The 26,743-nt window shown below is 61.9% G+C and carries 27 protein-coding genes; 13 read left to right on the top strand and 14 right to left on the bottom strand.

The window, feature by feature from the left end; genetic code table 11:
- Nucleotides 1–5 precede the first annotated feature (5 nt).
- Genes MWU54_RS12765 through MWU54_RS12735 form a run of 7 tightly spaced genes read left to right on the top strand, consistent with a single transcriptional unit; the run spans nucleotide 6 to nucleotide 5,994 of the window.
- Nucleotides 6–1,130 carry a hypothetical protein gene (locus MWU54_RS12765; RefSeq protein WP_247084378.1) on the top strand — a complete coding sequence of 375 codons (1,125 nt, stop codon included), beginning with the start codon at nucleotides 6–8 and terminating at the stop codon, nucleotides 1,128–1,130.
- Complete coding sequence (locus MWU54_RS12760; RefSeq protein ID WP_247084376.1) at nucleotides 1,130–1,918, top strand: aldolase/citrate lyase family protein; 789 nt, start codon at nucleotides 1,130–1,132, stop codon at nucleotides 1,916–1,918. Before MWU54_RS12765 ends, MWU54_RS12760 begins: the two co-directional genes overlap by 1 nt.
- Nucleotides 1,908–2,621 carry an alpha/beta hydrolase gene (locus MWU54_RS12755; RefSeq protein WP_247084373.1) on the top strand — a complete coding sequence of 238 codons (714 nt, stop codon included), beginning with the start codon at nucleotides 1,908–1,910 and terminating at the stop codon, nucleotides 2,619–2,621. The genes MWU54_RS12760 and MWU54_RS12755 overlap by 11 nt, the downstream gene beginning before the upstream one ends.
- Nucleotides 2,602–3,312, top strand: coding sequence for an RraA family protein (locus MWU54_RS12750; protein ID WP_247084371.1), 711 nt, complete (start codon nucleotides 2,602–2,604; stop codon nucleotides 3,310–3,312). Before MWU54_RS12755 ends, MWU54_RS12750 begins: the two co-directional genes overlap by 20 nt.
- Complete coding sequence (gene otnK, locus MWU54_RS12745) at nucleotides 3,309–4,583, top strand: 3-oxo-tetronate kinase (RefSeq protein WP_247084369.1); 1,275 nt, start codon at nucleotides 3,309–3,311, stop codon at nucleotides 4,581–4,583. Before MWU54_RS12750 ends, otnK begins: the two co-directional genes overlap by 4 nt.
- Nucleotides 4,580–5,230 carry an aldolase gene (locus tag MWU54_RS12740; RefSeq protein ID WP_247084366.1) on the top strand — a complete coding sequence of 217 codons (651 nt, stop codon included), beginning with the start codon at nucleotides 4,580–4,582 and terminating at the stop codon, nucleotides 5,228–5,230. Before otnK ends, MWU54_RS12740 begins: the two co-directional genes overlap by 4 nt.
- A complete protein-coding gene (locus tag MWU54_RS12735; protein ID WP_247084364.1) occupies nucleotides 5,227–5,994 on the top strand; it encodes a TIM barrel protein in 768 nt (255 codons plus the stop codon). Before MWU54_RS12740 ends, MWU54_RS12735 begins: the two co-directional genes overlap by 4 nt.
- A gap of 69 nt (nucleotides 5,995–6,063) precedes the next feature.
- On the opposite strand, the gene MWU54_RS12730 is transcribed toward MWU54_RS12735, so the two are convergent.
- Nucleotides 6,064–6,648, bottom strand: a complete 585-nt coding sequence (locus tag MWU54_RS12730; RefSeq protein WP_247084362.1) for an HNH endonuclease — start codon at nucleotides 6,646–6,648, stop codon at nucleotides 6,064–6,066.
- A 168-nt stretch (nucleotides 6,649–6,816) separates the two neighbouring features.
- The gene (locus MWU54_RS12725; protein ID WP_247084360.1) at nucleotides 6,817–8,322 is read right to left on the bottom strand and encodes a LysM peptidoglycan-binding domain-containing protein; all 1,506 of its coding nucleotides are present in this window, start codon (nucleotides 8,320–8,322) and stop codon (nucleotides 6,817–6,819) included.
- 111 nt (nucleotides 8,323–8,433) lie between these two features.
- Between MWU54_RS12725 and MWU54_RS12720 the strand changes: the two genes are divergently transcribed.
- Complete coding sequence (locus MWU54_RS12720) at nucleotides 8,434–8,985, top strand: TIGR00730 family Rossman fold protein (RefSeq protein WP_247084358.1); 552 nt, start codon at nucleotides 8,434–8,436, stop codon at nucleotides 8,983–8,985.
- Here MWU54_RS12720 and rarD read toward each other — a convergent pair.
- The 7 genes from rarD to MWU54_RS12685 all read right to left on the bottom strand — a co-directional run bounded on the left by rarD (nucleotide 8,907) and on the right by MWU54_RS12685 (nucleotide 16,699).
- Nucleotides 8,907–9,842, bottom strand: a complete 936-nt coding sequence (rarD, locus tag MWU54_RS12715; protein WP_247084356.1) for an EamA family transporter RarD — start codon at nucleotides 9,840–9,842, stop codon at nucleotides 8,907–8,909. The two genes, MWU54_RS12720 and rarD, sit on opposite strands and share 79 nt — an antisense overlap.
- A gap of 178 nt (nucleotides 9,843–10,020) precedes the next feature.
- Complete coding sequence (locus MWU54_RS12710; RefSeq protein WP_247084354.1) at nucleotides 10,021–10,629, bottom strand: superoxide dismutase; 609 nt, start codon at nucleotides 10,627–10,629, stop codon at nucleotides 10,021–10,023.
- Between the two features lie 138 nt (nucleotides 10,630–10,767).
- On the bottom strand, nucleotides 10,768–11,187 hold the full coding sequence (locus tag MWU54_RS12705; protein WP_247084352.1) for a hypothetical protein: 420 nt from the start codon (nucleotides 11,185–11,187) through the stop codon (nucleotides 10,768–10,770).
- Nucleotides 11,188–11,338: 151 nt separating this feature from the next.
- Complete coding sequence (locus MWU54_RS12700; RefSeq protein WP_247084350.1) at nucleotides 11,339–11,905, bottom strand: sarcosine oxidase subunit gamma family protein; 567 nt, start codon at nucleotides 11,903–11,905, stop codon at nucleotides 11,339–11,341.
- The gene (locus MWU54_RS12695) at nucleotides 11,898–14,912 is read right to left on the bottom strand and encodes a sarcosine oxidase subunit alpha family protein (protein WP_247084348.1); all 3,015 of its coding nucleotides are present in this window, start codon (nucleotides 14,910–14,912) and stop codon (nucleotides 11,898–11,900) included. The genes MWU54_RS12700 and MWU54_RS12695 overlap by 8 nt, the downstream gene beginning before the upstream one ends.
- Nucleotides 14,913–14,976: 64 nt before the next feature.
- Complete coding sequence (locus tag MWU54_RS12690) at nucleotides 14,977–15,306, bottom strand: sarcosine oxidase subunit delta (RefSeq protein WP_247084346.1); 330 nt, start codon at nucleotides 15,304–15,306, stop codon at nucleotides 14,977–14,979.
- Nucleotides 15,307–15,454: 148 nt separating this feature from the next.
- Nucleotides 15,455–16,699: a sarcosine oxidase subunit beta family protein gene (locus MWU54_RS12685; RefSeq protein ID WP_247084344.1), complete on the bottom strand. Its 1,245-nt coding sequence runs from the start codon at nucleotides 16,697–16,699 to the stop codon at nucleotides 15,455–15,457.
- A 182-nt stretch (nucleotides 16,700–16,881) separates the two neighbouring features.
- Here MWU54_RS12685 and ccmI point away from each other — a divergent pair, with 182 nt between their 5' ends.
- Genes ccmI through MWU54_RS12670 form a run of 3 tightly spaced genes read left to right on the top strand, consistent with a single transcriptional unit; the run spans nucleotide 16,882 to nucleotide 18,830 of the window.
- On the top strand, nucleotides 16,882–18,111 hold the full coding sequence (gene ccmI, locus MWU54_RS12680) for a c-type cytochrome biogenesis protein CcmI (protein WP_247084343.1): 1,230 nt from the start codon (nucleotides 16,882–16,884) through the stop codon (nucleotides 18,109–18,111).
- Nucleotides 18,112–18,115: 4 nt separating this feature from the next.
- Nucleotides 18,116–18,589, top strand: a complete 474-nt coding sequence (gene ruvX / locus MWU54_RS12675; protein WP_247084331.1) for a Holliday junction resolvase RuvX — start codon at nucleotides 18,116–18,118, stop codon at nucleotides 18,587–18,589.
- A gap of 7 nt (nucleotides 18,590–18,596) precedes the next feature.
- Nucleotides 18,597–18,830, top strand: a complete 234-nt coding sequence (locus MWU54_RS12670; protein WP_247084321.1) for a DUF1289 domain-containing protein — start codon at nucleotides 18,597–18,599, stop codon at nucleotides 18,828–18,830.
- 286 nt (nucleotides 18,831–19,116) lie between these two features.
- Here MWU54_RS12670 and MWU54_RS12665 read toward each other — a convergent pair whose 3' ends face one another.
- The 5 genes from MWU54_RS12665 to MWU54_RS12645 form a co-directional block, all read right to left on the bottom strand.
- Nucleotides 19,117–19,623 carry a hypothetical protein gene (locus tag MWU54_RS12665; RefSeq protein ID WP_247084319.1) on the bottom strand — a complete coding sequence of 169 codons (507 nt, stop codon included), beginning with the start codon at nucleotides 19,621–19,623 and terminating at the stop codon, nucleotides 19,117–19,119.
- Nucleotides 19,624–19,723: 100 nt separating this feature from the next.
- On the bottom strand, nucleotides 19,724–21,055 hold the full coding sequence (locus MWU54_RS12660) for a calcium-binding protein (protein ID WP_247084317.1): 1,332 nt from the start codon (nucleotides 21,053–21,055) through the stop codon (nucleotides 19,724–19,726).
- 220 nt (nucleotides 21,056–21,275) lie between these two features.
- A complete protein-coding gene (locus tag MWU54_RS12655) occupies nucleotides 21,276–22,094 on the bottom strand; it encodes a hypothetical protein (protein ID WP_247084315.1) in 819 nt (272 codons plus the stop codon).
- Nucleotides 22,057–23,046: a tRNA dihydrouridine(20/20a) synthase DusA gene (gene dusA / locus MWU54_RS12650; RefSeq protein ID WP_247084313.1), complete on the bottom strand. Its 990-nt coding sequence runs from the start codon at nucleotides 23,044–23,046 to the stop codon at nucleotides 22,057–22,059. The genes MWU54_RS12655 and dusA overlap by 38 nt, the downstream gene beginning before the upstream one ends.
- A 589-nt stretch (nucleotides 23,047–23,635) precedes the next feature.
- Nucleotides 23,636–24,421, bottom strand: a complete 786-nt coding sequence (locus MWU54_RS12645) for an IclR family transcriptional regulator (RefSeq protein ID WP_247084306.1) — start codon at nucleotides 24,419–24,421, stop codon at nucleotides 23,636–23,638.
- A gap of 174 nt (nucleotides 24,422–24,595) precedes the next feature.
- Between MWU54_RS12645 and MWU54_RS12640 the strand changes: the two genes are divergently transcribed.
- Together MWU54_RS12640 and MWU54_RS12635 are read left to right on the top strand one after the other, a co-directional pair.
- Entirely contained in the window at nucleotides 24,596–25,732 is a 1,137-nt protein-coding gene (locus MWU54_RS12640; protein ID WP_247084305.1) for an acyl-CoA dehydrogenase family protein, read from the top strand.
- A gap of 7 nt (nucleotides 25,733–25,739) precedes the next feature.
- Nucleotides 25,740–26,738: an acyl-CoA dehydrogenase family protein gene (locus tag MWU54_RS12635; protein WP_247084303.1), complete on the top strand. Its 999-nt coding sequence runs from the start codon at nucleotides 25,740–25,742 to the stop codon at nucleotides 26,736–26,738.
- Nucleotides 26,739–26,743: the final 5 nt, after the last annotated feature.

Below are 26,743 nucleotides of genomic sequence, written 5' to 3'. Positions count from 1 at the left end.
AAGACATGACCAAGATCACTCAAGAGATCGCAGAGGCACGCCACATCAAACGCGAAGACTATGTCTCCTGCACGGTGGCGTTCATCGACTGCAAAAAGCCCGGTTCCGACCAAAAGGAAAACTACTCCATCATCGGCCCCGGCGTGACGTCATCGGATGATCAGGTGATCAACCTGCCCGAGCCGCATGGGTTCAATATCGGCGCGGCTGCTATGCCAAACGGCATCACCAACAACCTGCATATCCACTTCACTGCCGAGGTGTTCATCGTCCAGAAGGGGGAATGGACTTTTCGCTGGGGGTCCAACGGCGAGAACGAAGCGACAGGCAAGGAAGGCGACATCATTTCGGTGCCGACATGGATCTTCCGGGGTTTCACCAACGCGGGGCCTGATGACGGCTGGCTTTTCACCATCCTTGGGGGCGACAACACCGGCGGCGTGATCTTCCACCCCGATATTATCCGGGAAGCGGCGGATTATGGGCTTTATATTTCATCAGACAACCGTCTGATTGACGTGTCGCGTGGTGACGAGGTGCCCCCCGAAGAGGGTCGCATTCCACCCATGCCGGATGCGGATGTGGCCGAGCTGCGCGAGGTGTCGCGCGGGGAAATGATGTCGCGGCTGGTGAAGGCCGAAGATCGCGACTTCAAACCAGCCTTTATCGATCAGGCCCTGCCCGGTGGCGGCGCACAGATTGCGCCGGTCATTGGCTTTGGCATGACCCAGAACCGCACACATGTGGCCCCCATCACCAACCCGCACGGATTTTCCGCCGAATGGCTGCGGCTGTCGCCCGGCCAGTCCGTCGGGCCCTTCGCAACGGACGAAAAGATGGTGATGATGATGCACAAGGGCCGCGCCCGGATCGACTATGCAGACGGGGGTGCCTCTGTTGATGTGAACGCATGGGACACCTATTCCGTCCCTGCCGGGGCGATGCGCACGGTGACCGCATCGGGCGATGCGGATGTCGAGGTTCTTGTGGTGCTTAGCGGCGATCACCGCAAGCGCCCGACCTTTGCGCCTGACATCATCGCTGCGGCAAAAGATGCAGGGCTTGGCCTTGATGCGGGCGGCTTCGTGGCCAAGGCGTCGCTGTTGCCCAGCTACCGGCGGGCGGGCTGATGCGCCCGAACGCAATCCGAACGCGCCTTGCGGCCTCTGAAGTGGTTGTAAACGGATGGTTGTCCATCGCCTCGACCTATTCCGCCGAAGGCGTCGGGCATAGCGGGGTCCATGCCGTCACCGTTGATCTACAGCATGGCATGCTGGGATTTTCCGACGCGCTTGCGATGATGCAGGCCATTTCGGCAACGCCCGCTACCCCGATGGTGCGCGTGCCCGGTCTGGACGCGGCCCAGATCATGCATCTGTTGGACGCGGGCGCCTATGGCGTCATCTGCCCGATGATCTCGACCCCTGACCAAGCGGCGGCCCTGGTTTCCGCATGTCGCTACCCGCCGACCGGCACGCGCAGTTTCGGACCGTCGCGCGGGTTGCTCTATGGCGGTGCCGATTATGTGGCGCAGGCAGACGCCACCGTGATGGCCATCCCGATGATCGAAACGGCACAAGCTGTTGAAAACATTGAAGCCATCCTGCAGGTTGACGGCGTCGACATGATCTATGTCGGACCAAATGATTTGGCGTTCGAACTGGATGGCTCCTCCGGGTTCCCACGCCCCAAGTCCGAAGCCGCCATTCTGGATGTGCTTCATGCGGCCACGCGGCGGGGCATTCCGGCCGGCATTTTCTGCAGCTCGGGCGAAGAGGCCCGCAAGCGGATCGAACAGGGATTCCGTTTGGTGACCCCCGGCAATGACTTTGCCCACCTGACCCGCAGCATGAAGGACGCGGTGCGGATCACGTTGGATGACAGCGCCATCGAAGTTGCAACAAAGCATGGCTACTGACGATCTGGCAGGCAGGCCGTGGCTTTTGTTGCCCGGCACGCTTTGCACATCCATGGTGTTCGACGGGGTGCTGGAGGCTTTGGGCGTTGGGCCAGACCAGTGCCGGACCCTTTTACCGGATCGGCCGGATGTGCGCGATTACGATGACATCTGCGCCCGTTCCGGGCCCGACACGGTGGTGTGCGGGTTTTCCCTTGGCGCTATCCTCGCGGCCCATTGGGCGGATCGCCTGACGGCCCATCGGCTTGTTCTGTTTGGCCTCAATCCGTTTGCGGATGACCCGTCCAAAGCAAAAGGCCGGCATGATCTGGCCCACGACGTGGCAACGCGGGGGGGTGCCGTGGCGATGGGGTCTCGTCTTCCGCCTTTGTCGGGCGCGACGCCTGACGTTGCGCGGGAAGCGATCCTCGAAATGGCCGATCAAACCGCTCATATGATTGATGCCCAGACCCAACTCGCGCTCAGCAGGCCGGGGGCGCTTAAGGCGTTGTCACAGGCGCGAATGCCGGTGCTGTCGCTCACCGGGGCCGAAGATATCGCAGCACCACCCGCCCAAGGGCGTGCTGCTGCGGATGCCGCGCCGAATGGACAGTTTTTACCCCTTGCCGGACTTGGGCATTTCGCGCTTCTCGAAGATCCCAAGGCCTGCGCCATTGCCCTGACCAGAATGAATGATGCCATCCATGACCCCATCCCAACTTGAACACCTGCTTGACCGCCTGCGCGGCTGTGACACGCCGACGGTGTGCAATGCCATCGAAGTCGCCCAGGGGCGGCGCGGGTTTTCCGGATTCACGCAACAGACCATGCAATGGGCCGGATCGCCGGACGCGCGCATGGTCGGCTTTGCCCGCACCGCGCGTATCGCAGGCCGCACGCCGCCGACGGACCCTGCGGAGGAGATCCGCGCGCGCCGGATGGCCTATTTTCGTGCCATGGCCGATGGCCCCCGCCCCGGCGTTGCGGTGATCGAGGACATTGATGGAGACGCCGCCCTTGGGGCGTGGTGGGGCGAAGTCCACGCGCAGGTCCACAAAAACGTGTTTGGAATGAACGGCGCGGTGACCAACGGGGTGGTCCGTGATCTGGGCGATATGCCCGAGGGCTTTCCCGTGCTTGCAGGCTCTGTTGGCCCAAGCCATGGCTTTGTCCATGTGCATGATATCGGCACCCCGGTCACGATCTTTGGCATGACGGTTGCGCAAGGTGACCTGATCCACGCCGATCGCCACGGCGCTGTCTGCATCCCGCCCGATGTGATCCCGCATCTGAACGCCGCACTTGATCGCCTGTTTGCCGCCGAAGCCATTGTCCTGGAGCCGCTCAAGACCGGTTCAACCGATTTCGAAACCTTCGAACGCCTTTGGGGCGAGTTTGAAAAGGCACGCACATGACCGGAACACGTCTTGGCTGCATCGCAGATGATTTTACCGGCGCAACCGACCTTGCAGGGCTTCTTGCACGCAGTGGAGTGCGCGTTTCGTTGCGCATCGGCATGCCGCAAGCACCCCCGTCGGACACCAGCCCGTTCGAGGTCATCGCCCTGAAATCACGCACCGCCCCGGTGGAGGATGCGGTCGCGCAAGCCCTGTCTGCCCTGCGCTGGCTGCAAGCCGCAGGTGCCACCCGTTTTTTCTGGAAATATTGCTCCACCTTTGACTGCACCGCAGAGGGCAATATCGGACCGGTCGCCGAGGCCTTGATGGACGCTCTAGGCGCAGACCAGACGATCTACTGCCCGGCCTTCCCGGAAAATGGGCGGTCGATCTTCATGGGCAATCTTTTCGTGGGGCAACAGCCGCTTGCCGAAAGCCCGATGAAGGATCACCCCCTGACACCCATGCGCGACAGCAATCTGATGCGATTGCTGACCCCGCAGGTCACACGCCCGGTTGGCCTGATTGACCGTTTGAGCGTTGCCAAAGGCCCGGACGCGATCCGCGCGGCCCTGGCAGAACACACATCACAAGGCAACGCCCATATCGTCGTCGACGCCGTTGCCAACGAGGATCTTCGGGACATCGCTGCGGCCTGCCGGGACCTGCCGCTGATGACCGGTGGGTCTGCGGTCGCCATGCCGTTGCCGGCGCTTTACCAGTCTGACGGGCTGTTAACGGCGGATGCACCAAGGATGACCGCTCCGCAGACAGCCGCCGACACGATCATCCTGTCGGGCAGTTGCTCTGCCATGACCAATGCGCAGGTCGCAGCCTACCGGGCCACGGGCGCGCCGTGTTATCAGCTTGATCCGCTGACGCTCGTCAACACCGGCCAAGCGCCGGTTCTTGAATGGTTGGCGGCGCAGGATCTGGCACAGGCGCCACTGATTTACGCGACGGCCGACCCGGCCAGTGTCAAAGCCGCACAGAAGAAACTTGGCGTCGCCGAAACCGGCGCGTTGATTGAAGACACCCTTGCGGCCTGTGCCCTTGGCGCGCGCGATGCCGGGGCACGGCGGGTCATTGTGGCGGGTGGTGAAACGTCCGGGGCCGTGACCAAGGCGCTTTCCGTTGCGCAGCTTGATATCGGTGCGGAAATCGTACCCGGCGTGCCGTGGACCTATTGCAAGTCGGAGGGCCACCAGATTGCCCTTGCCCTGAAGTCGGGCAATTTCGGGTCCGAGGATTTTTTCACACGCGCGCAAACACAATTGGAAACGCCATGAGCGCTGAAGCCGAACTGCGTGAGCTGATCTGCCTGCTTGCCAAGTCGATGTTTGATCGCGGCTTGACCGGGGGCAGCACAGGCAACATTTCTGCCCGCACCCCGGATGGCGGGCTGCTGGTGAGTCCCACCGGCACGAGTTTCGGTCGGTTGGATCCGGCCCGGCTGAGCCGGTTTGACACGCAGGGCACCTTGATCGACGGGGATCCGCCCACCAAGGAGATGCCGCTGCACACGGCCTTTTATGACACGCGGTCAACCGCTGGCGCCGTGGTGCATTTGCACTCCTGCCATTCGGTCGCCCTGTCGATGATGCCCGACGCGAACGACGATGATTTTCTTCCCCGCCTGACGCCCTATGCCATCATGAAGCTGGGCCGTGTGAAACTGCTGCCGTTCTTCCTGCCCGGCGATCCGGCCATGGGCGACGCGGTGCGGGGATTGGCCGGCAAACGATCTGCGGTCATGCTTGCCAATCACGGTCCCGTCGTTGCGGGCGCGGATATCGAAGCCGCGTGTAACGCCATTGAAGAGCTTGAAGATACGGCACGGCTGGCGATGATGACACGGGGGATGTCCCCGCGCGGATTGTCAGACACGGACGTGCACCGCCTGATCACAACCTTTAACGTGGAGTGGGACGCATGAAGTTTTCGGCCAACCTTGGGTTTCTGTGGACGGACCGACCGCTGCCCGACGCCATTCGCGCGGCCAAGGCGGCGGGTTTCGATGCGGTGGAATGCCATTGGCCTTATGACACGCCGACAGGTGATGTTGTGGCGGCATTGGAGGACACGGGCCTTGCCATGCTGGGCCTGAACACCCGTCGCGGCGATGTGGCGGCGGGCGACAACGGCCTTGCCGCCCTGCCCGACCGCACCGCAGAGGCGCGCGCGGCGATTGACGAAGCCATTGATTATGCCCGCGCAATCGGGTGCAGATCCGTGCATGTCATGGCGGGATTTTCCGATGGGACAGACGCGCACGACACCTTTGTCGCAAATCTGACCTACGCCTGTGCCAAAGCCGCCCCCCACGACATCACGATCCTGATCGAACCGCTCAACCGGTATGACGCGCCGGGTTATTTTCTGAGCACGACAACACAGGCGCTGGGGTTGATGACCGAGGTGGATGCGCCGAACCTCAAACTGATGTTCGATTGCTATCATGTTCAGTTGATGGAGGGCGACCTGACCCATCGGATCACGTCCCTTCTTCCGCAGATCGGGCACTTCCAGTTCGCGTCAGTGCCCGAGCGCGGACCGCCCGGTGCTGGCGAGGTTAACTATGACCACATCTTCCGCCATATCGCCACCTTGGGGTACACGGCACCCCTAGGGGCAGAATACAAGTCCACCGCGCCGACGGGTGAGACACTGGATTGGCTTCCAGCTGCGAAAGCGCGATAGCCGTCGGGTACGGGACGGCTTCGCTCTGCGACGCGCGTGTTCGGTCGCATAGACCTGAGGGCCGGTGGCTTACGCCTCCAGCTCTGCATCCCAGTAGAGGAAGTCCATCCAGCTGTCGTGCAGGTGATTGGGCGGGAACTTGCGGCCCATGTTCAACAGCTCCTGCGCGCCCGGCTGTCGGGGCGGCTTGCGCAGCGACAACCCAACCTGACGCAGGCTTTTCGATCCCTTGCGCAGGTTGCACGGCGCACAGGCCGCAACCACGTTTTCCCAGGACGTGATGCCGCCAGAGGCGCGTGGCACCACGTGGTCAAAGGTCAGATCGCCCTTGGCCCCGCAATACTGGCAGCGGAATTCGTCCCTTAAAAAAAGATTAAAGCGCGTGAAGGCCACGCGCTTTTGCGGTTTGACATAGTCTTTGAGCACCACGACGCTCGGTATTCGAAGCGTCATCGACGGGCTGCGGACCACCTCGTCATATTCGGCCACGATATCCACCCTGTCGAGAAACGCCGCCTTGACCGCATCCTGCCAGGACCACAGCGACAGCGGGTAATAGCTGAGCGGCCGATAATCGGCATTCAGCACCAGTGCCGGGTGATGTCGCAACGCGCCCGGTTCGCGTACAAAAGCTGTTCTGAAAGTGCCATCCATCGGGGGACTCGTCTCCTGCCCAGTCTGCCTCTATTCAGCACCAGGACGGGAGCCCGCCCCGATCAAGTATCAGCACTATATCTCGGTGATCTTGATCGGCAACCCCCCCAAATGTGCACTGGTCGCCGCAGACAAACGTCGCATGATGGGCAGGCTGGCAGCGCGTGATCAGTCGGGGATCGCAAAGACCTGACCGGGATAGATCAGGTCCGGATTGCGGATGCGGTCGCGGTTGGCTTCAAACACCTTCACATAGGCCGGGCCTTCGCCGTAGCGGTCCCGTGCGATGGCCCAAAGCGTGTTGCCCGGCTGGACCGTCACCACTTTGACGACAGAGGCTCCGGGCGCGTCAACGACCACGGCAGCCAGGGCCGCAGGGTCTTCACGCCGGAACGGGCTTTCGACCCGCGATACAACCTCACCCGTTACGTCCACCGCATCGACACGCAAGGTGTAGGTCCCGCTGTCGATCTCGGGCAGGTCCGCGCGCCAGCGGCCGTCTTCACCGACCTCGGTGGTCAGAACCGGCTCGTTGTCGATATACACCCGCACAAATTCATCCACGGTGCCGCGCCCGGACAGGGCCACGTCCCCGGCTGTTTCATAGGTGATGGCATCCAGCGCGATCTGGTCCAGCACGTCAGGCGTCTGGCCGGATGGCTGGAGCACCTCGACCCCCGCTTGCGTTGACAGGATCACCGCCGGGGCGCTTGGTGTCTCTGCAATGGTTTCGGCGACGGGTGCTGACGCTGCGGCACTTGTTTCGACCGGGTCGGCAGTCGTGATCGGCTGTTGCACCGGGTCAGCAGTCGCCTCGGCGACCTCCACTTGTGCAGTCGGCGTCTCGGGCTGCGTGTCGGCGACCACTTCAGTTTCCGTGTCCTCCGGCGCGCGCTCTTCCACCTCTGTGTCGCTGGTGACGTCCGGTTTTTTCACAGGCCCGGCATCCGACGCGGGGTCGGATTGCGGTGTTTCGGGGGCTGCGGCCAAGTCGGTCGACGTGGCCTCTGGCACGTCCGGCACCGGGGCTTCGGCGATTTGCACCGACGGGGCAAGGATCACCTGATCGGGGCTTTCGATGCGTCCGGCATCCCCCTCGGCCACCAGCCCGACCACGCGCGGCGTGGCGCTGGGTGGCAGATCAAGGAACGCGACGAACTTGCCGGTGCGGTCAACCACCGCAGACCCGGCTTCGACCCCATCAACCAGCACGCGCACGTCGCGCGCGCCGGGGGCGGACCCGGCCACCAATGTCTGACCGTCCGGAGCCACGCGCACGATGTCAAACGCGGGCGGCACCGGATCGGGCGCGGCCACATCCGGCACAGGTGCTTCGGGTTCGGTGGTCGCGGCGTCGGTGTTTTCGGGCGCGGCCCTGTCGGCGTCATCGACATCTGACGGGGCCGCCGCGTCCGGGGTTTCCGGAACGTCGGGGGCCGGCGCATTTGGTTGGGACGGTTCGCTTACCGGATCGGGCAGGACTGCGACCTGCGTGTCGGGTGTTTCGACGACAGGGTCTGCCGCTGGTGCGGGTCGTTCTGCACCGGCCGCTTCGGGTTCGGAACTCGGGAACAGGGACCCGCTGGCATAGAGGCCAATCACAACGGCCGCGACCGCTGCCGCGCCCCCCAGAGCGAGACCGGACGCGCCTTGTGTCAAAGCAAATTTGCCCATCGTTCCCCAAGTGTTTGCAAGAGCTGGTCCATCGCCATTGCTGCAGTTGAGCGTATCTATCAACGCAGGTATCACGAGGCAACTCACATGCCCTTGCGAAGGACGTCCCTTATGAACACCAAATCAATCTGTGTCTATTGCGGCGCACGTGCCGGTCAGAACCCCGCCTATGCCCGCGAGGCGGATGCGCTGGGGCGCGGGATCGCCGATGCGGGCTGGCGGCTGGTCTATGGTGCGGGCGATGTGGGGCTGATGGGCCTGACCGCGCGCGCGGCACAGGACGCGGGCGGCGACACGTTCGGGGTGATCCCGACCCATCTGCTTGACCTCGAAGTGGGCAAGACCGACCTCACCCGCTTCATCGTCACCGAAACGATGCATGAACGCAAAAAGGTCATGGTGATGAATGCCGACGCGATTGTCGTTCTGCCCGGCGGGGCCGGATCGCTGGACGAATTCTTCGAGGCACTCACCTGGCGGCAGCTTGGCCTGCATGACAAGCCGATTTTCCTGCTCAGCGTTGAAGACTACTGGGCCCCGCTGACCGCTCTGATGTCACATGTGGTGGCGGACGGGTTCGCCGATCAGTCCTTGCTCGACTTTGTCGAAACCACCACGTCGGCCTCGGACACGATCCTGGCGTTGCGGCGGGCCTTGTCCTGACGCAGGGCGCTGGTGGAATACACCGCCAGCGCGGTCCAGATCAGGGCAAAGGCAAACAGGTGCACCGGTCCGAACGGTTCGCCAAAAATCACCACCGCGCACAGGAATTGCAGCGTCGGGTTCAGGTATTGCACGATCCCCACCGTCGACATGGTGAGCCGCCGTGCGCCATAGGAAAACAGGATCAGCGGCATGGCGGTCATGGGTCCTGCGGCAATCAGAAAGAGGCTTTGCCCGATCTCGTCACCAAACGCACCGCCCGATCCGGTGTGCAGATATAGCAGCCACGCCACCGCCAGAGGCGTCAGCATCAGCACCTCGGCCGTGACCGACACCACGGGCCCAAGGTCCAGCTGCTTTTTCACCAGCCCGTAAATGCCAAAGGTGGTGGCCAGCACCAGCGGGATCCACGGCAGGATCTGCAGACCGATGGTCAGGGACACCACCGCAAACCCGGCCATGGCCACGGCGCTCCACTGGGCGGTCGACAGCTTTTCCCCCAGCAGCAGCCGGCCAATCAGGACAGCCACCAGCGGGAAGATGTAGTAGCCCATCGACGCTTCGGTGGCGCGGCCCACTTGAATGGCCCAGATAAACAGAAACCAGTTCACCGAAATCATCGACGCGGCGAACAGGATCACCCGCACGGACGCCCAGCGGGTCACGGCCCCCCAGAGCACCGGCAGGCGTTTCTGAACCGCAAGCAGTGTGGCAAAGAACACCAGCGACCAGACCGTGCGATGCGCCAGCACTTCGGCGGGGGGAACGGCGCTGAGTGCTTTGTAAAACAGCGGCGACAGCCCCCAGATGGTACAGGCGGCAAGCAGCGCCAATACGCCTTTGCGGGTGTCAGTCATGGTGGCTCCTTCACCCGCAGCGGTAGCGGGACGCACCGGCAAGGGCAAGGCATGACCAACTGCCAGACGGGACGACAAATGACCGCGATCCCTGAAGCGACCGCGCAGCGCCCCGGACGCCAGACATGAAAAAAGCCCCGCCAGATGGCGAGGCTTTTCCGAAAAAACTGCGCGGTGATCAGGCGTTCGACAGACGCTCTGCCACGTTTTCCCAGTTGACCAGATTGTCGAGGAAGTTGGCCAGGTAGGCCGGACGCTTGTTGCGGAAGTCGATGTAGTAGGAATGCTCCCACACATCGCAGCCCAGCAGCGCTGTCTGACCAAAGCAGACCGGGTTCACGCCGTTTTCGGTCTTGGTAACCTTGAGCGTGCCATCGGTGTCGACAACCAGCCATGCCCAGCCCGAGCCGAACTGACCCGCGCCTGCAGCGCTGAAGTCGTCCTTGAACTTTTCAACGGTTCCGAACGCGTCCTTGATGCGGGATTCCAGTTCACCCGGCATGGAATTGTCGCCCGGGCCCATCATTTCCCAGAACTGGTTGTGGTTCCAAAGCTGGCTGATGTTGTTGAAGATCCCGCTTTGCGCGACGGCGTTGGCGTCGTAGGTGCCCTTGATGATCTCCTCAAGGGACTTGCCCTCCCATTCGGTGCCGGCAATCGCCTTGTTGCCGTTGTCGACATAGGCCCTATGGTGAAGATCGTGGTGATATTCCAACGTTTCCTTGGACATGCCCTTGGAGGCAAGCGCGTCGTGGGCGTAGGGAAGATCGGGAAGTTCGAAAGCCATGGTGGTCCCCTCGTAGTAGGTGCGGCAATTTATACACAGCACTACCTGATGCCAGTGGACCCTAAGGTCAAGGCTTGGCACCCTGCGAATGCTCAGAAAAGCGCCGGTTCGGTGTTGGCGCTGTGATCACGTATCAGTTTAACGCTGCTGCCGGTCACAGGTTCCAACCCCATTGAAACCCGTGTGATACCCGGCGGGCATGGCGGTGATGCGCATTTCCTGATCAGCCTTGAGCCAGGTGGCCCGAAACAGCATTTTCGCGCGTTTGCCTTTTGAATCTGTGGCCGTGTAATTCCACGCGAACGTAATGCGCTTGGCATTGTCGATGGACACCCGGCCTTCGATGGGGCGACGGTCATTGAAGTGCAGCACGATCGGGTCCGAGATCACCACCCTGCCCTTTTCAGCATCGTGCCCGATGAACAGAATGTCCGGAATCCATGCCTTGCGCTGGGGTGACGTGAGTTCACAGGTATATGTCACCTGCGCCGCTGCACTGCCTGCAACCATCATTCCAACACCCAGAACACCCGCCAACCTGCGAAGACCGTACCACATACCCTTACTCCCTAAACCGCACCCGCAGGTGCCGCCCCACGCGAAGGAGTTTAGTCAAATTCGACGCAAATTTCATCTGAAGACGCGTCGAATTGGGTATGTTTCGTTAACCTTGGTTAACGCCGCGGCGCGTCACGCGGCGCGCACGGCATCAGAAATAGCGGACCTGTGCGTTTTCATCTGCCGCATTGCTGAGGATGCCGAACATGTAGTCGGCCACCGAGCGGAAGCACACAACCCGCGCGGAATAGGCGTCATCCATCCAGAACGCGGCGGCAACCTGTGCCAGTCGTGTCCGGCGCACCTGCCCCGGCTCGAATGCACCGGGTGCCATGTCCACCGGGGCCAGCTTGGCCAGCACTTCGCGCAGCAACCCGCCGGTCAGTTTGAACACGGACCGCGCGTCCGACACGTTGACCACAAGCGCATGCGCGCCGGACAGCTTGTCGGCCAGCGCATCCGCCTTGGCCTGGGCCTCGTCATAGCTGCACAGAAGCAGGGCTTCGTCAGGCGACATCCACAGCGCGCCATTGGCACCGTCCAGCGACGTGCCGCGCAATCCGGGCATATCGACGTCAAAGACGTCCTTGACCGCCGCTACGACAGCCTTGTCATCCAGATCGGCGCGTAGCGTTACCATGCCCTGACCGGGCAGTTCTTCGATCTTGGCAAGCCCCTGAAAGGACGCGCCGCCGAGGGCCAGTTGAACATCAGACATTCTGCTTCTCCCCCTCCGGGTCAAAGAACACCGGATCCACGATCCGCGCCTTCTTTGCGCCGTCGCCGCTATTGGTGAAGGTGATCACCTCGCCCATGCGGTCCGGACCGTTCAGCACCAGACCCATCGCAATCCCCTTGCCCAGCGTCGGGCTCATATAGGTCGAGGTCACGCGGCCCTGGGTGTTGCGCTGGCCGTTTTCGTTTTCGCCATCGGCCACGGCATAGGCCCCATCCTTGAGGACCGACCCGTCCAGCGTTTCCAGACCCACCAGTTTCCAGCGGCTGGGATCGGTCATGTGCGACCGCGCCTGTGCGCGCTTGCCGATGTAATCCTCTTTCTTCTTCGAAATCGCCCAATTGAGGCCAAGGTCCTGCGGAATCACCGTTCCGTCGGTTTCATCGCCGATCATGATGAAGCCCTTTTCGGCGCGCATGATGTGCAGCGCTTCGGTGCCGTAGGGGGTGATGTCCCACTCCTTGCCAGCTTCCAGCAACGCATCCCAGAACGCCCGGCCGCGATTGGCCGGGGTCGAGATTTCAAAGCTCAGCTCACCCGAGAACGAAATCCGGTAGACCCGCACCGGGAAACCGTCCAGTTCGCCATCGGCCCAACCCATGAAGGGCAAAGTATCTTTGCTGACATCCATGCCGCCCAGCTTTTCCAGCAGCTTGCGGGCATTCGGGCCCACCACCGCGACCTGCGCGAATTGTTCGGTTGCGTTGACGGTCCAGACCTTCCAGTCCCACCATTCGGTTTGCAGCCACTCTTCCATATGCGCATGGATGCGATCCGCGCCGCCGGTTGTGGTGTGGCAGAGGAACGTGTCCTCGTCGATCCGCGCCACCACGCCGTCATCGGTCAGGAACCCGTTTTCGGTGCACATCAGCCCGTAGCGGCATTTGCCCGGTTTCAGGGTGCTCATCATATTGGTGTAGAGCATGTCGAGAAACTTGCCCGCGTCCGGGCCGTTGACGATGATCTTGCCCAGAGTGGAGGCGTCGAGCAAGCCAAGGCTGTTGCGCGTGGCCCGCACTTCGCGGTGGACCGCGTCCTTGACGCTCTCGCCGGGTTTCTGGAACGTGTAGGGCCGCCGCCAGTGGCCGACCGGCTCCCAATGCGCGCCATTGGCGTCGTGCCAGTCATGCATCGGGGTCTTGCGAATCGGCTGGAACAGGTCGCCGCGCGCTTCGCCTGCAATCGCGGCCAGCGAGATCGGCGTGTAAGGCGGGCGGAACGTGGTGGTGCCGACCTGCGGGATGTCTTCACCCAACGCTGTCGCAAGGGTCGCAAGGCCGTTGATATTGCTCAATTTCCCCTGATCCGTTGCCATGCCCAGCGTGGTGTACCGCTTGGTGTGTTCGACACTTTCGAACCCTTCCTGCGCGGCCAGCTGCACGTCCGACACTTTCACGTCGTTCTGGTAATCCAGCCATGCCTTCATGCGCAGTTTCTTGGGCGCGTGCGCGGGCATCATCCAGACCGGCATCAATTGCGCCTCGTCCACCTGCACGACATCGGGTTCGGTGGCTGTCACATCATGGCCCAGCCGTTTGACGACGGTCATGCCGATCTGCGTGGCGTCCATCAGGGCCTCTTGCAGTGTCATCATACCGGACGCCGCGCCTGCGGTTGCCACGAACGCGGTGCCGTCATGACCGACGGGCGCGCGATCCGGGTCCGGGACAAACGCCGCCTGCGCCTCGTCCCATTGCAGCTTGCCTCCGCAGTGCGACCACAGGTGCACCACCGGAGACCAGCCACCGGACATGGCGACCGCGTCGCAGAAGATCTCGGTTGTCTCGGACCCGTCGCTGTCCTGCGCGGTGAACAGCACGGAATGTACTTCCTTGGAGCCTTTGACCTTGGCAACCGCCGCGCCGGTCTGAACGGAGATGCCCAGCGCCTTGGCCTCGTCCATCAACGCGCCGCCGCCGTCCGGGCGGGCATCAAGGATCGCGGGCACTTTGAGACCCGCCTGCACCAAGGCAATCGCTGTGCGGTAAGCGTCGTCATTGTTGGTGACAACAACCGTGCGGTCGCCCGGGCTGACGCCGTAATTCACCAGATAGTCCCGCACCGCCGAGGCCAGCATCACGCCGGGAATATCGTTTCCCGCAAAGGACAACGGGCGTTCGATGGCGCCGGTGGCCGTGATCGTTTGGGCCGCACGGATGCGCCACAGGCGGTGGCGCGGGCCGGGGGTGTCGGGGGTGTGGTCAGTCAGGCGCTCATAGCCCAGCACATAGCCGTGGTCATAGACCCCTGCCCCCATGCAGCGATTGCGCAGGGTGACATTGGGCATCGCTTGCAGCGCGGCCACGGTCCGGTCAACCCAGCTTTCCGGATCAAGACCGTCGATGGTGCCGCCATCCACTGGCGCGCGCCCGCCCCAATGGGCGGTCTGTTCCAGCAGCAGAACCTTGGCCCCGGATTGCCCGGCTGTCAGCGCCGCCTGCAGGCCCGCGACGCCACCACCAATGATCAGAACATCGGTGAAGGCGTAGAAATGTTCATAGCGGTCCGGGTCTCGCGCTTCGGTGTCGGGGGCTTTGCCCAGACCGGCGGATTGCCGGATGAAGGGTTCGTAGACATGTTTCCAGAACGGCCGCGGATGGATAAACATCTTGTAGTAAAAGCCCGCAGGCAGGAACCGCGACAGCACGTTGTTGACCACACCCACGTCATATTCAAGCGATGGGAAATGGTTCTGGCTGGTGGCGCTGAGGCCGTGGAAAATCTCGGTTGTGGTGGCGCGCTGGTTGGGTTCGACGCGGTCGCCCTCACCCAGATTGACGAGCGCGTTGGGTTCCTCTGCACCGCTGGCAACCACGCCGCGCGGGCGGTGGTATTTGAAGCTGCGCCCCATCAGGGTTTGCCCATTGGCCAGCAGTGCCGAGGCCAGCGTATCGCCCCGGACCCCGGACATCAGCTTGCCGTTGAACTTGAACTGAACCGACGTGTCGCGGTTGATCAGGCGGCCTTGGGTTGCGATGCGGGCGCTCATGGGTGGACCTCGGGGCGTGTGGCGGCGTTGGAGCCCGCGGAGGTATTTTTGGCAAGAGGACGGGTCATGCGAGGTTTCTCCAGCTAAAGCCGGGGCGTTTGGCGCGGATGGTGTCGAGCAGGTCGTTCGGCGGTTCGGTTGTTTGCGCGCTGTAGGTGCCGAACACTTCAAGCGTATTGGTGCAACGCGCCGCGTGGAACCACTTGCCGCAGCCATTCACGTGCCGCCAGCGTTCGAAATGCACGCCACGCGGGTTTTCGCGGTGGAACAGGTATTCCGAGAAATCGTCATCACTGGAGCCGGGGCCAAAGCGCTTCAGATGCGCCTCGCCACCGCCGTGCAGTTCGGTTTCTTCAGCGGCGACGCCGCAATAGGGGCAGGTCAGGAGGAGCATGGCGTAGCCTCCGCAAATGTGTTGATTGATGGTTGCATGGATGTGCCTCGGGCAGCCGCCGACCGCGGGTGGGGGTGAAGCCCCCGCCCATGGGGGCGGTCGGGGGCTGCCCGGCGTGCCGCCGGGCGTGACAGTTGATTGACCTTTTTCAATGCGCCACCCCCGCTGCGACGCTCTCATCAATGAACCGCCCTTCAACAAACCGGTCCAATCCGAACTCGGCCGTCAGCGGAGAGTGCCCCTTGGCCATCAGTTCCGCCATGCCCCAGCCCGAGCCGGGGATCGCCTTGAAGCCGCCGGTGCCCCAGCCGCAGTTGATGAAGCAGTTTTCCAGTGGCGTTTTGGACAGGATCGGAGAGCGGTCCCCGGTCACGTCCACGATGCCGCCCCATTGGCGCAGCATCTTGAGACGGGAGATCATCGGGAAGGTTTCGATCAGCGCGCGGACCGTTTCCTCGATATGGTGGAAGGACCCGCGCTGTGTGTAATTGTTGTAGCCGTCTGTGCCGCCGCCGATGACCATTTCGCCCTTGTCGGACTGGCTCATGTAGCCGTGCACGGTGTTGGCCATCACAACCACGTCCATGCAGGGTTTGATCGGCTCGGACACCAGCGCCTGTAGCGCCACGGATTCAATCGGCAGACGGAAGCCCGCCATCTCGGCCAACACGCCGGAATGGCCTGCAACGACAATCCCCAGTTTGTCACAGTCGATGTCGCCCATCGTGGTGGTGACACCCGTGACTTTGCCCGCGTTTTGGCGCACGGCGGTGACTTCGCATTTCTGGATGATGTCCATGCCCATGTCCGAGCACGCCCGCGCATAGCCCCAGGCCACGGCATCGTGTCGCGCGGTGCCGCCGCGTTCCTGCCAGAGCGCGCCCAGAACGGGATAGCGCGGTCCGTTGATCTCCATGATCGGGCAGAGTTTCTTGACCTCGGCGGGACCGATGAAGCGGGTCTCGACGCCTTGCAGGCTGTTGGCATGGGCGGTGCGCTGGTAGCCCCGGACCTCGTGTTCGGTCTGCGCCAGCATCATCACGCCACGCGGGCTGAACATGACGTTGTAGTTGAAGTCCTGGCTCAGGTCTTCGTAGAGCGAGCGCGCCTTTTCGTAGATCGCGGCAGAGGGATCCTGCAGGTAGTTCGACCGGATGATGGTGGTGTTGCGCCCGGTGTTGCCGCCGCCCAGCCAGCCTTTTTCGATCACCGCGACATTGGTGATGCCAAAGTTCTTGCCAAGGTAATAGGCCGTCGCAAGGCCATGCCCGCCTGCCCCCACGATGACAACGTCGTATTTCTTCCGCGGCTGCGCTTTGCGCCAAGCGCGCTCCCAACCGGTGTGGTATCGGACCGCTTCACGGGCAACGGCAAAGGCAGAATAGCGTTTCATGGATGCGACTCGGACTAGGGGTGATCTGAAAGATATTCGACCAGAATGCGCATCCGCCGAGGGCGTGACAACGTCATATTTTCGTGAATTTGCGACATGGCGGTTTGTCACGGGTGTTTGCCCTTTTTTCAGGGCGGTCGCGGCTATACATGTTCCCAAACAGCGAATGGATGATGCGGATAATGACGCTTTTCTGGATTGCGACCGGCGTGTTGGCAGTGGCCATGACGGGGCTTTTGGTTCTGGCCCTTTTGCGGGGACACCGGCATACCGGCCCGTCCGAAGTGTTCGACGTGCAGGTCTACCGCGATCAGTTGACCGAGGTGGACCGTGACCTGCAACGCGGTGTGATTTCCGAAGACGACGCCACCCGGTTGCGCACCGAGATTTCGCGCCGCATTTTGGCAGCGGACGCCAAGATGCAGGACAGCGGTGCAGGCAGCGACCAGCCGAAAGCGTTGGGGCTGGCAATGGCAGCGGTCATTGCGGTGACGCTGATTGGGGGGACGTTCTGGTTCTACTCGGCCCTTGGTGCGCCGGGGTACGGCGATCTGGGTCTGAAGACCCGGATGGAAATGGCCGAACAGGCCCGCGAGTCGCGCCCGTCACAGGCCGAAGCCGAAAGCCAGCTGCCCACCGCGAGTGATCCGGCCATTGCGCAGGAATACGAAGATCTGGTGCAGCGACTGCGCGCTGCCGTGGCCGAACGCCCAGATGATCTTCAGGGGCATATCCTGCTGGTGCGGTCAGAAGCCGGGCTGGGAAATTACATCGCGGCCTACAAGGCGCAGGAACGGGTTCTGTCGCTCAAGGGCGATGCGGCAACGGCCAAGGATTACGCGGATCTGGCAGATATGATGGTGCTTGCGGCTGGTGGCTACGTGTCCCCGGAAGCCGAGCGCGTGCTGGAAGCGACGCTGAACCGGGATCCTCAAAACGGCGTGGCGCAATATTACATGGGTCTGATGCTGGCCCAGACCGGGCGTCCCGACATTGCGTTCCGGTTGTGGGACCGTTTGCTGCGGCAAAGCCCACCGGACTCGGTCTGGTTGCCGCCGATCCTGGCGCAGATCGAGGAAATGGCGTTCCGCGCTGGGGTTGGTGACTATCAGGTGCCGCAGATCGAAGGATTGCCGGGCCCCAGCGCCGAGGATGTCGAGGCGGCCGGAGAGCTAAGCGCCGAAGAGCGGCAGGAGATGATCCGGGGCATGGTGGCGCGGCTGTCTGACCGTCTGGCCACTGAAGGCGGCCCGCCCGAGGATTGGGCGCGTCTGATTTCGTCGCTCGGCGTGCTGGGGGACGAGGCGCAGGCCATCGCGATCTGGAACAACGCGCAAGAAGTGTTTGCCGACAACCCCGACGCGCTTGAGATCGTGCGGGATGGCGCCCGCGCCGCAGGCCTGGTGTTGTAAGGCTTTGATTTACGACGATATCTCTGATTTTCACACGGCCCTGCCCCCGATGCGGGCCGTGGCTGGGCTCGATCTGGGCACCAAGACCATCGGCGTTGCCGTGTCCGACGGGTTGCGATCCGTCGCCACGCCGCTGGAGACCATCAAGCGGCGCAAGTTCGGACAGGATGCAGAGGCGCTGCTGGCGATCCTGAAAAACCGCGATATTGCGGGCCTTGTTCTGGGTCTTCCGCGCAACATGGATGGCAGCGAAGGCCCCCGCTGCCAGTCGACCCGCGCCTTTGCACGCAATTTCAGCGCCTTGTGGGGTGGCCCGATCGGGTTCTGGGATGAACGTCTGTCCACGGTTGCGGCAGAAAGAGCACTATTGGAGGCGGATACGACCCGAAAGCGTCGCGCAGAGGTGATCGACCACGTGGCGGCGTCCTATATCCTGCAAGGGGCGCTGGATCGCCTGCGCCATCTTCAAACCGGGTGAGACCTTTATGAAAGACGACATTTGGAGCCGCGACGAGATCGAAAGCCCCTGCGTAAAGATCTGTGTCGTGCATCCCGAAAGCCGTCTGTGCACCGGCTGCCTGCGCACAATTGACGAGATCGGCGCGTGGTCCAAGATGTCCCCCGAGGCGCGGCGCGTCGTGATGGCGGAATTGCCCGCGCGCCAAGGTCAGCTGACCAAACGCCGCGGCGGCCGCGCGGCCCGGTTGCAGCGGTCATGATGATCCTGAACCGGATGTTGCGACGTTTGACACCAGTGGTGTGTCGCATCGTGTCTGACGTCAGCGCCAATGGGACAGCTTAGGAAAAGCCCAAGGACGTTTCGCTGCGACCGAATACTTGCGGCAAGATTGACAGGACCGCATTTCCAGTTGTTGCCAAAAGACGCGTTCCAATCGACTTTGACAAACGACGATCTTTCGATCGTGAACCCGTAGAAAGGGCCAACCAACAGCAAAAAGCCGGGGCGTGAGGCCCCGGCTTTTCTATTCGATCGTTTTGGTGTGATCAGTCCAGACCAAACACGCAAATGCAGAACTCTTGTCCGCGCTTGACGGCCTTTTTGCTGTGCAGGTGCTGCGAGAACTGGACCTGGTATTTGCCGTTCTTCTCGACGCAATGCACCGACACATCCATGACCTTGTACGGCACCTTCGCGCAGAACTTGCGACCCATCTTGTAGAACTCGGGATCGACCAGCTTGTTGAAGCTCACCTTGCGCACACCGTCTTCGTCAAAGTAGCAGCGCAGACCCGGTTCAGACACCTTGGGCGGTGCAACCACAACCGGAGGGATCGGGCGCTCGCGCTCCTCTTCCGGTGGCTGCGGCGGCTTCGGTGGCTCCGGTGGAGTCACCGGCGGCTCCGGGGGTGTTGGCGGCTCAGGTGGCTCGGGCGGTGTAGGCTCGTCGGGTTTCTCGAATTCCGGCTTTTCGTATGTCGGCTCATCCGGTGGCAAATCTCGTGCCAGCGCGGGTGTCGCGATCAAAGCAAATATAAGCAGGGCAAGTTTCATGTTTTTCCCCTTATGGGACCGCGATACTTTGCGGACGTCGTTACCATATGCGTGCTGCACGTCTTCAGTGTTTCAGTGCAGCGCGCATTTTCATAGCGTTTTATGCGACAGCGACAGGTGTTTCCTCGTCATCGACCGCCTCGTCAGAAACGATCATGTCGTCCTCGGACCCGACATCCCCACCTTCGTCAGCAACAACATCGTCGTCTTCGTCGGCCACAACATCATCGCCCTCGTCGGCTACAACGTCATTACCCTCTTCAGCGATTTCGGGAGATGCGCTTCCGCCATCGTCGCCATTAACATCGGCAGGTGTCATTGCGGCGGACCCGTCAATGCTTTCAACCAGAATGATCTGATCGACAGACACGGAGCCTGTTCCGGCCGCCACCACAGCAACTGTCTGGCCATTTGCCTGAACAAGCGAGTCGCCCGTGGCACCATCCGTTTCCACCGTGATCGTCGTATCCGAAGACGTCCCTTCGGGCACAGACACGATCACCACTTCATCTGCTTCCAGATCAAATATGACAGGTGCTGCGGACGGATCGACCCATGTGCCGGTCAGGAACACATCGGATCCTTCACCGCCAAAGGCCATGTCGCCAGTGCCCAGCTGGATATCGTCCGCACCTGCGCCACCGATCAGCATGTCGGGATCATTCTCATCCTGATCCGCTATCACATTGCTGCTGGTGCCGTTGTAGATCCCGAAGAGCTGGTCATTGCCGGCACCGCCATCCAAGGTGTCAGCACCGCCTTGACCAACCAGCGTGTCGGCACCTTCGTCGCCTGTCAGTTCGTCTGCGCCGTCATTGCCGAAGAGCGAGTCATCCCCCGCGCCGCCGCCCAATGTATCGTCGCCTTCTCCACCAACAATCTGGTCGGCACCGCCGTCACCGCGGATCAAGTCATTGCCCGCGTCACCGAACAGCGAGTCATCGCCATCGCCGCCGGACACCGTATCAGCCCCGGCACCGCCAGCGGCAAGATCATTGCCACCGCCGCCGCTGACGCTGTCGTCACCAGCACTGCCGAAGACCTGATCGCTGTCGGCACCCCCGGTAACGGTATCATTTCCAAGTTGACCATCGAGGATGTCCGAACCGCCAAGGCCGTCGATCACATCATCGCCACCAGCGCCGACAATCGTGTCGACCCCTTCGGTCCCGGTCAGGTTATCTGCGCCGTCGGTGCCAAACAGGACACCGTCAGACATGGTCGGTCCATCGCCACCACCGGTGTCACCACCAGTGCCGCCGTCTGATCCGTCCGTGCCACCCGTTCCGCCGTCGGTGCCACCTGTTCCGCCATCTGTGCCACCGTCAGCACCGTCATCACCGGAACCACCGCCAGCGCCGTCGTCACCGCCATCACCGACATCTACGGTATCGTCACCGCTGTCGGAGTCGTCGTCATCGTCGGAGTCCACGAAAATGCTCGCGGTAATCCCCAAAAGAGTTAGTGCCAAAAGCGCTGCATATTCCATCACACCTGATCCCAAAAGTACCGAACAGACGCTAAAGTACCGTTGGCGTGGTGCGGGTTCATAAAGAAATCGACAATTTTCGCTGTATTGTCCGCAATTGCAGAACAGTCGAATTTGCAGGCCCGGCATTGTCGCAAACTTGCAAGTGGAATGTGGCGGTGCCTTATTTTTGCCTTGTTATAAAGGCGTCCGACTCGGTTGATTCTGGTCGGAAATACGCGATCATACGACCGTCTTTCGGGGCAGATGCAGCGGCCTGCCAGGGGGCCACGCCATGCAACAGGTAGGGATGCAGCAGGATCGCCTCTCCCGGGCGCGCAAATACCGGAACGCGGGCGCAGGTCTCGAACACGGTCTTACGCGCGGCGACATACACCTCGGTGACGTCGATCTTGTGCCAGGTGTCTTTTGGATGCGGCGACAGCGCCTGCGACATGGCCGCTTGCAGGATATGATGGCTCCCCTCCCACACCACCAGCGGGCTGGCCCCCGGGCTGGTTTCGGTCAGCGGCAGCCCCAGGATCCAGTCGTGGCGTTCCTGAAAGAACCGACGTTTGGGAGAGCCTTCGGCCCGGACTCCGTCCATATGAGCCGCGTCGCGCCGTTGGCGATAGCGGAATGCCGCGTCTGTTTCACCCGCACGGGGACGCGGATACCCGGGAAAGGTGATCGACAATTGCGCCGGATGCAGGTCGTCGCGCGGTCCGATGGCGTCGGTGAAGGGGCCTTGCAATGGCACGCCGCCAATTGTGCCTTCCGGATCGGTGGGCAGCGCATCGACCCCGACAAACCACGTGCCCTCGCATTGCAGCCAGGTCTTGACCATCTCCGGATCGCGCGCAACGTCACGCCCGATGGCGCGGGCCGTTTGTGACCAACGGTACGTGTCAGGGGTCCACGGATATCTGATATATCCCGCGTCAGGCCATGTGATCGCCACGGGATCAGCCCGCCAGCCGGTCTGGCTGGTCCATGGCCTCAAGCGCCTCGTCGATCAGCTCTGCCCCGACACCAGGCTGGTTGGCCCGTTCAGACAACACGCGGCGCCACAGCCGCGCGCCCGGTTGGCCTGCATACAGCCCCAGCATGTGGCGCGTGACGTGATGCACCTTGCCACCCTCGGCGACATGGGCCGCGATATAGGGGCGCATCGCATCCAGGACCTGCGCACGGCTGGACGCCGCCGGGGACGCACCAAACAGCCGGACATCCACCTCCGATAGGATGTCCCACGGCCGGTGATAGGCCGCGCGCCCGATCATCACGCCGTCCAATCCTTGGGCAATCAGCGCTTCGGCCTCGGCCAGCGTCTCGACACCGCCATTGATTGAAATGCCCAGCGCCGGAAACCGGGCTTTCATGTCCTGCACCAGTCCATAATCCAGCGGCGGGATATCGCGGTTCTCTTTCGGCGACAGCCCCTGAAGCCACGCCTTTCGCGCATGGATAATCAGGTAATCGCAGCCAGCCTCGGATACCCGGGTGATGAAATCCGGCAGGATCTTTTCCGGCTCCTGATCATCAACCCCGATCCGGCATTTGACCGTGACAGGCACGTCCACCACCCGCTTCATCGCCGCCACGCAGCAGGCCACGAGATCCGGCGATTTCATCAAAACCGCGCCAAATGTCCCCGATTGCACCCGGTCCGATGGACACCCGACATTCAGGTTGATCTCGTCGTACCCCGCAGCCGCCCCCATCCGCGCGGCTTCGGCCAGCTCTTCGGGGTCAGAGCCGCCAAGCTGCAGGGCGACGGGGTGTTCTTCATCGGAATACGCCAACAAATGCTGCGCCCCACCCCGCACCAGCGCGGGGGATGTCACCATCTCGGTATAGAGCAGCGCATGACGACTGATCTGCCGGTGGAAAAAGCGGCAGTGACGGTCGGTCCAGTCCATCATGGGGGCGACGGACAATCGGGACGCGTTCATAGCATGAAGTCTTTTTTCTTTATCCGCCATTTTCTACCCAGCGATCAGTCCCGTCCTTGTCTCATGAGCTGTAATTCGCGCCCATTCTTTGGCATGGTTTAGAACAGTTGTTTTAAAACAGGCCTCGTGTTGTGACCCGTTGGGTAACATTATCAAGCCGAGGCGGAAAGACGGCTCCACCTTCTGGATTGCTGATCAGGTTGTCCGATATGCATTTCGTCGTTGGTTTTCAGCTCCGCAGCTGTCTTGAACCGCTGTTCGGGATGATCACCATCTCGCTGGCATTTCTGGGCGTCATCTGACGTGTTGCCTTAACGGACTTCAACATCGCGATGCCTTCACTGGTCGAGGTGGCCCCGCGCGTGGGGGTCGTGGGGGTCATTGGGAACAACGTGATTCTGTCTAGTTTCTATGCCGTACTCGAGGATATCTGGCCACGGCAGCAGCCGAGCGCGGCGCAAGAGTAAGAACGACAAAGTGTGTTTGCCACTCAGGAACTCAGGCTCGCGCACCAAATCATCAAACGACACTTCGAAAGCACGACAAGCGCTCACCAGAACGGCACCCGTCACTATCTCCGCCTCCTGTCTTACGATGGTTCTTGGCGGGGTGCGCCTGCGATGAGGCTGATTTCGGCCGCTGTTGCACACAGCTGCGCGGCGTAGGTTTCGGCAAAGCTTTCTTGGTAACGGGGTTCGGGAATGGAGATACCCAGCGAGCCGATCAAGCCACCGCCTGCGCCACGGATGGGGGCCGCCATGCCAATTGCACCGGTAATCCGCTGGCCCTTGGTCAGGGCATATCCATCGGTGCGGATCTGTTCCAACTGCGCTTCCATCTGGGCACGATCGGTGATGGTTGCCGCGGTTTCGGCCCGAAGGCCGGTTTTTGCGTAGACCGCCTCTCGGTCCGCTGGCGGCAGAAAGGCAAGGACGGCCTGACCAGATGCACCGGAGTGCAGGGATTTCCATTCCTGAAGCACAACGACATAGCGCAGCGGCTGTTTCGATTCCGCTGCCGCGACGCCGATGATCTCTTGCCGGTCAGGGTCATAGAGGTTGAGAAACACCGCCTCGCCGCACAGATCCCGCAACCGCTCCATGGGGGGCATGGCCAGTTGGCGTATCGGGAATTTGTCCGCAGCCTGATTGACCAGTCGAAACAGCTCAAGCCCCAGACCATATCGGCTGCTGTCGGGCATGCGGCGCAGGATCCCTTCCTCCACCAAGGCGGATATGGCACGGTGGGCGGCGCTAGGGGTCATGTTGAGCGCGGCGGCGACTTCACGCACGCCAAAGGAGTCCACGCCGCTGTCGAGCAACCACCGAAGAATGCCAAGCGCCTTGGAAAGCGGGTTTCGAGATGTTGGCGCCATATCGTTTCGCCTTACGCAACCTGAATTTCGTTGGGCGAAACGTGTCACATCTCATGAACCGAGGCAAGACAATGGCAGACCCCTACCACGCGCGTTGACAGCCAGACAGTGAAATGCCATCATCTTGTTTTATGGAACATATGTTCCGTTAAACGACACACTGGGAATACTGACATGTCTGCCGAGCTTTCAATGATCAGTCCCGACCCCGCAGACGCGGAGTTCGAGGCCGAATTGCGGAGCTTCATGCGAGCCGAGATCCCACGCGAGACGCGGCAGACAGTGATGGCGCATGGCCGGATTGGACGCGACGCACAGATCGCATGGCAGTCAAAACTGGTGCGCGCGGGCTATGCCTGTCCGGGCTGGCCGTCTGAACATGGCGGTCCCGGCTGGACGCCGATGCAACGTCATATCTTTGACGTGGTGAGTGCCGAAGAAGGCGCGCCGCCCGCGATCCGGTTTGGCGAGGATATGATTGCACCGATCCTGTTCGAGATTGGCACCAAAGCGCAAAAGACCGCGTGGCTGCCGCGCATTCGCACGCTTGATGCGTGGTTTTGCCAGGGGTTCTCAGAACCGGGTGCCGGGTCTGACCTTGCTGCGCTGACCTCTCGTGCGGTGCCCGATGGTGATGGGTGGGTCGTCAATGGCGCGAAGATCTGGACCACCTCGGCCCATCTTGCCAACATGATCTTCTGCCTGCTGCGGACCGATCCGACAGCCGAACGCAAACAGGCAGGCATTTCGATGTTTGTCTTCCCAATGGACCTGCCGGGCATCACTGTCCGCCCGATCCGCACGATTGATGGCGGCGCGGTATTCAATGAGGTGATCTTTGACAACGTGCGCATCGCAGGCGACGCGTTGATTGGGGAAGCGAACAAAGGCTGGGAGTATGCAAGGCTCTTGCTTGGCCATGAACGTGCGGGCCATGCGCGGATCGGGCAATCGCGCCGTGAACTGGCACGTCTCAAGGCGCTTGCCGGGTCTGACATGGACATCGCCAGCATCGAGATCGAATTGCGCGCGCTTGAAGTGTCAGTTTTGCGGCATCTGAACGGCGACAAACGATTTGCGCGGACCGGTCCAAACCTTCTCAAGCTGCGCGGCAATGAGATTCAACAGCGTATCGCCCGACGCTTGCTTGACGTGATGGGACCGGAGGGGTTGGCTTTTGCGGGTGATCACAGCTTGCCCGAAGCGGCAGGCGCTCCGGCGTCAAACTACCTGTTTTCCCGCAGCGCGTCGATCCTTGGCGGCAGCGATGAAATCCAGCGCGGCATCCTTGCGCGCGCGCTTGGGATGTAGATGACCGATGCGATTTGAACCGACAGAGACACAGGCCATGCTGGCCCATTCCGCCAGCCGCCTTGCAAAAGCAGCGCAGCACGGCGATGCGCTTGACCACGCCATACATGACGCAGGCTTTCGCGCCGTGACCGTTTCGGAAAAGCACAGTGGCTTTGGCGGCGATATGGCCGATGCGTCCGTCATTCTGGAAGAGTTCGGACGCGGCGATGTGTGCGAAACCACCGTTCTGAACGCGGTGATCTGCGCGCCGCTGTTGGAAGCGGCGGGTCGCGCTGATCTGCTGGACGGCATTATTGCAGGCACACGGCATGTCGCCTTTGCCTTATATGAGCCGGGTCACGGCTACCAAACGACGCCCGAAGCCGTGCGGGCGGAAGGCACAACCCTGAGCGGCTCAAAATGCGCGGTCATCGGGGGCGATGACGCCAGCGATTTCATTGTCACGGCATGCGACGAGATTGGAGCACCTGCCCTTTTTCTTCTGTCTGCGACGGCACCCGGCCTCACCCGGCACAGCTACGCCATGACCGACGCGCGCGGCGCGGCGGATATCCGTTTTGAGACCGCGGTTGCAGAGCGGCTGGACCTGGATGCGGCTGCTCAGATCCGGGATGCAGCAGATCGGGGCGCGCTGGCCGTCGCAAGCGAGGCGCAAGGCATCATGACTGCCGCGCTTGACATAACCATCGAGCATCTGAAGACGCGGCATCAATTCGGCAAACCGCTGTCCAAGTTTCAGGTTCTGCAAGCCCGCTGTGCCGATATGGCCATCGCATTGGAACAGGCCCGTTCTGGGTTGATGGCCGCATTGGATGCGCCTGACCCGGCCTCGGTGTCTGCCGCGAAAGTCCTGTCAGACAAGGCCGCATTGATTGTCGGCGAAGGTGCTGTGCAATTGCACGGCGCAATTGGCATCACCGAAGAACACCGCATCGGGCTATTGTTTCGCAGGCTCACCGCCGGGCGCAGCATGTTCGGGGACAGCCGCTATCACCTGACCTGATTTTC

Source organism: Marivita sp. S6314 (genome assembly GCF_023015985.1).
Classification (GTDB): domain Bacteria; phylum Pseudomonadota; class Alphaproteobacteria; order Rhodobacterales; family Rhodobacteraceae; genus Marivita.
Note: the sequence above shows the minus strand (reverse complement) of the source record. Positions and strands in the feature narration are given on the sequence as shown.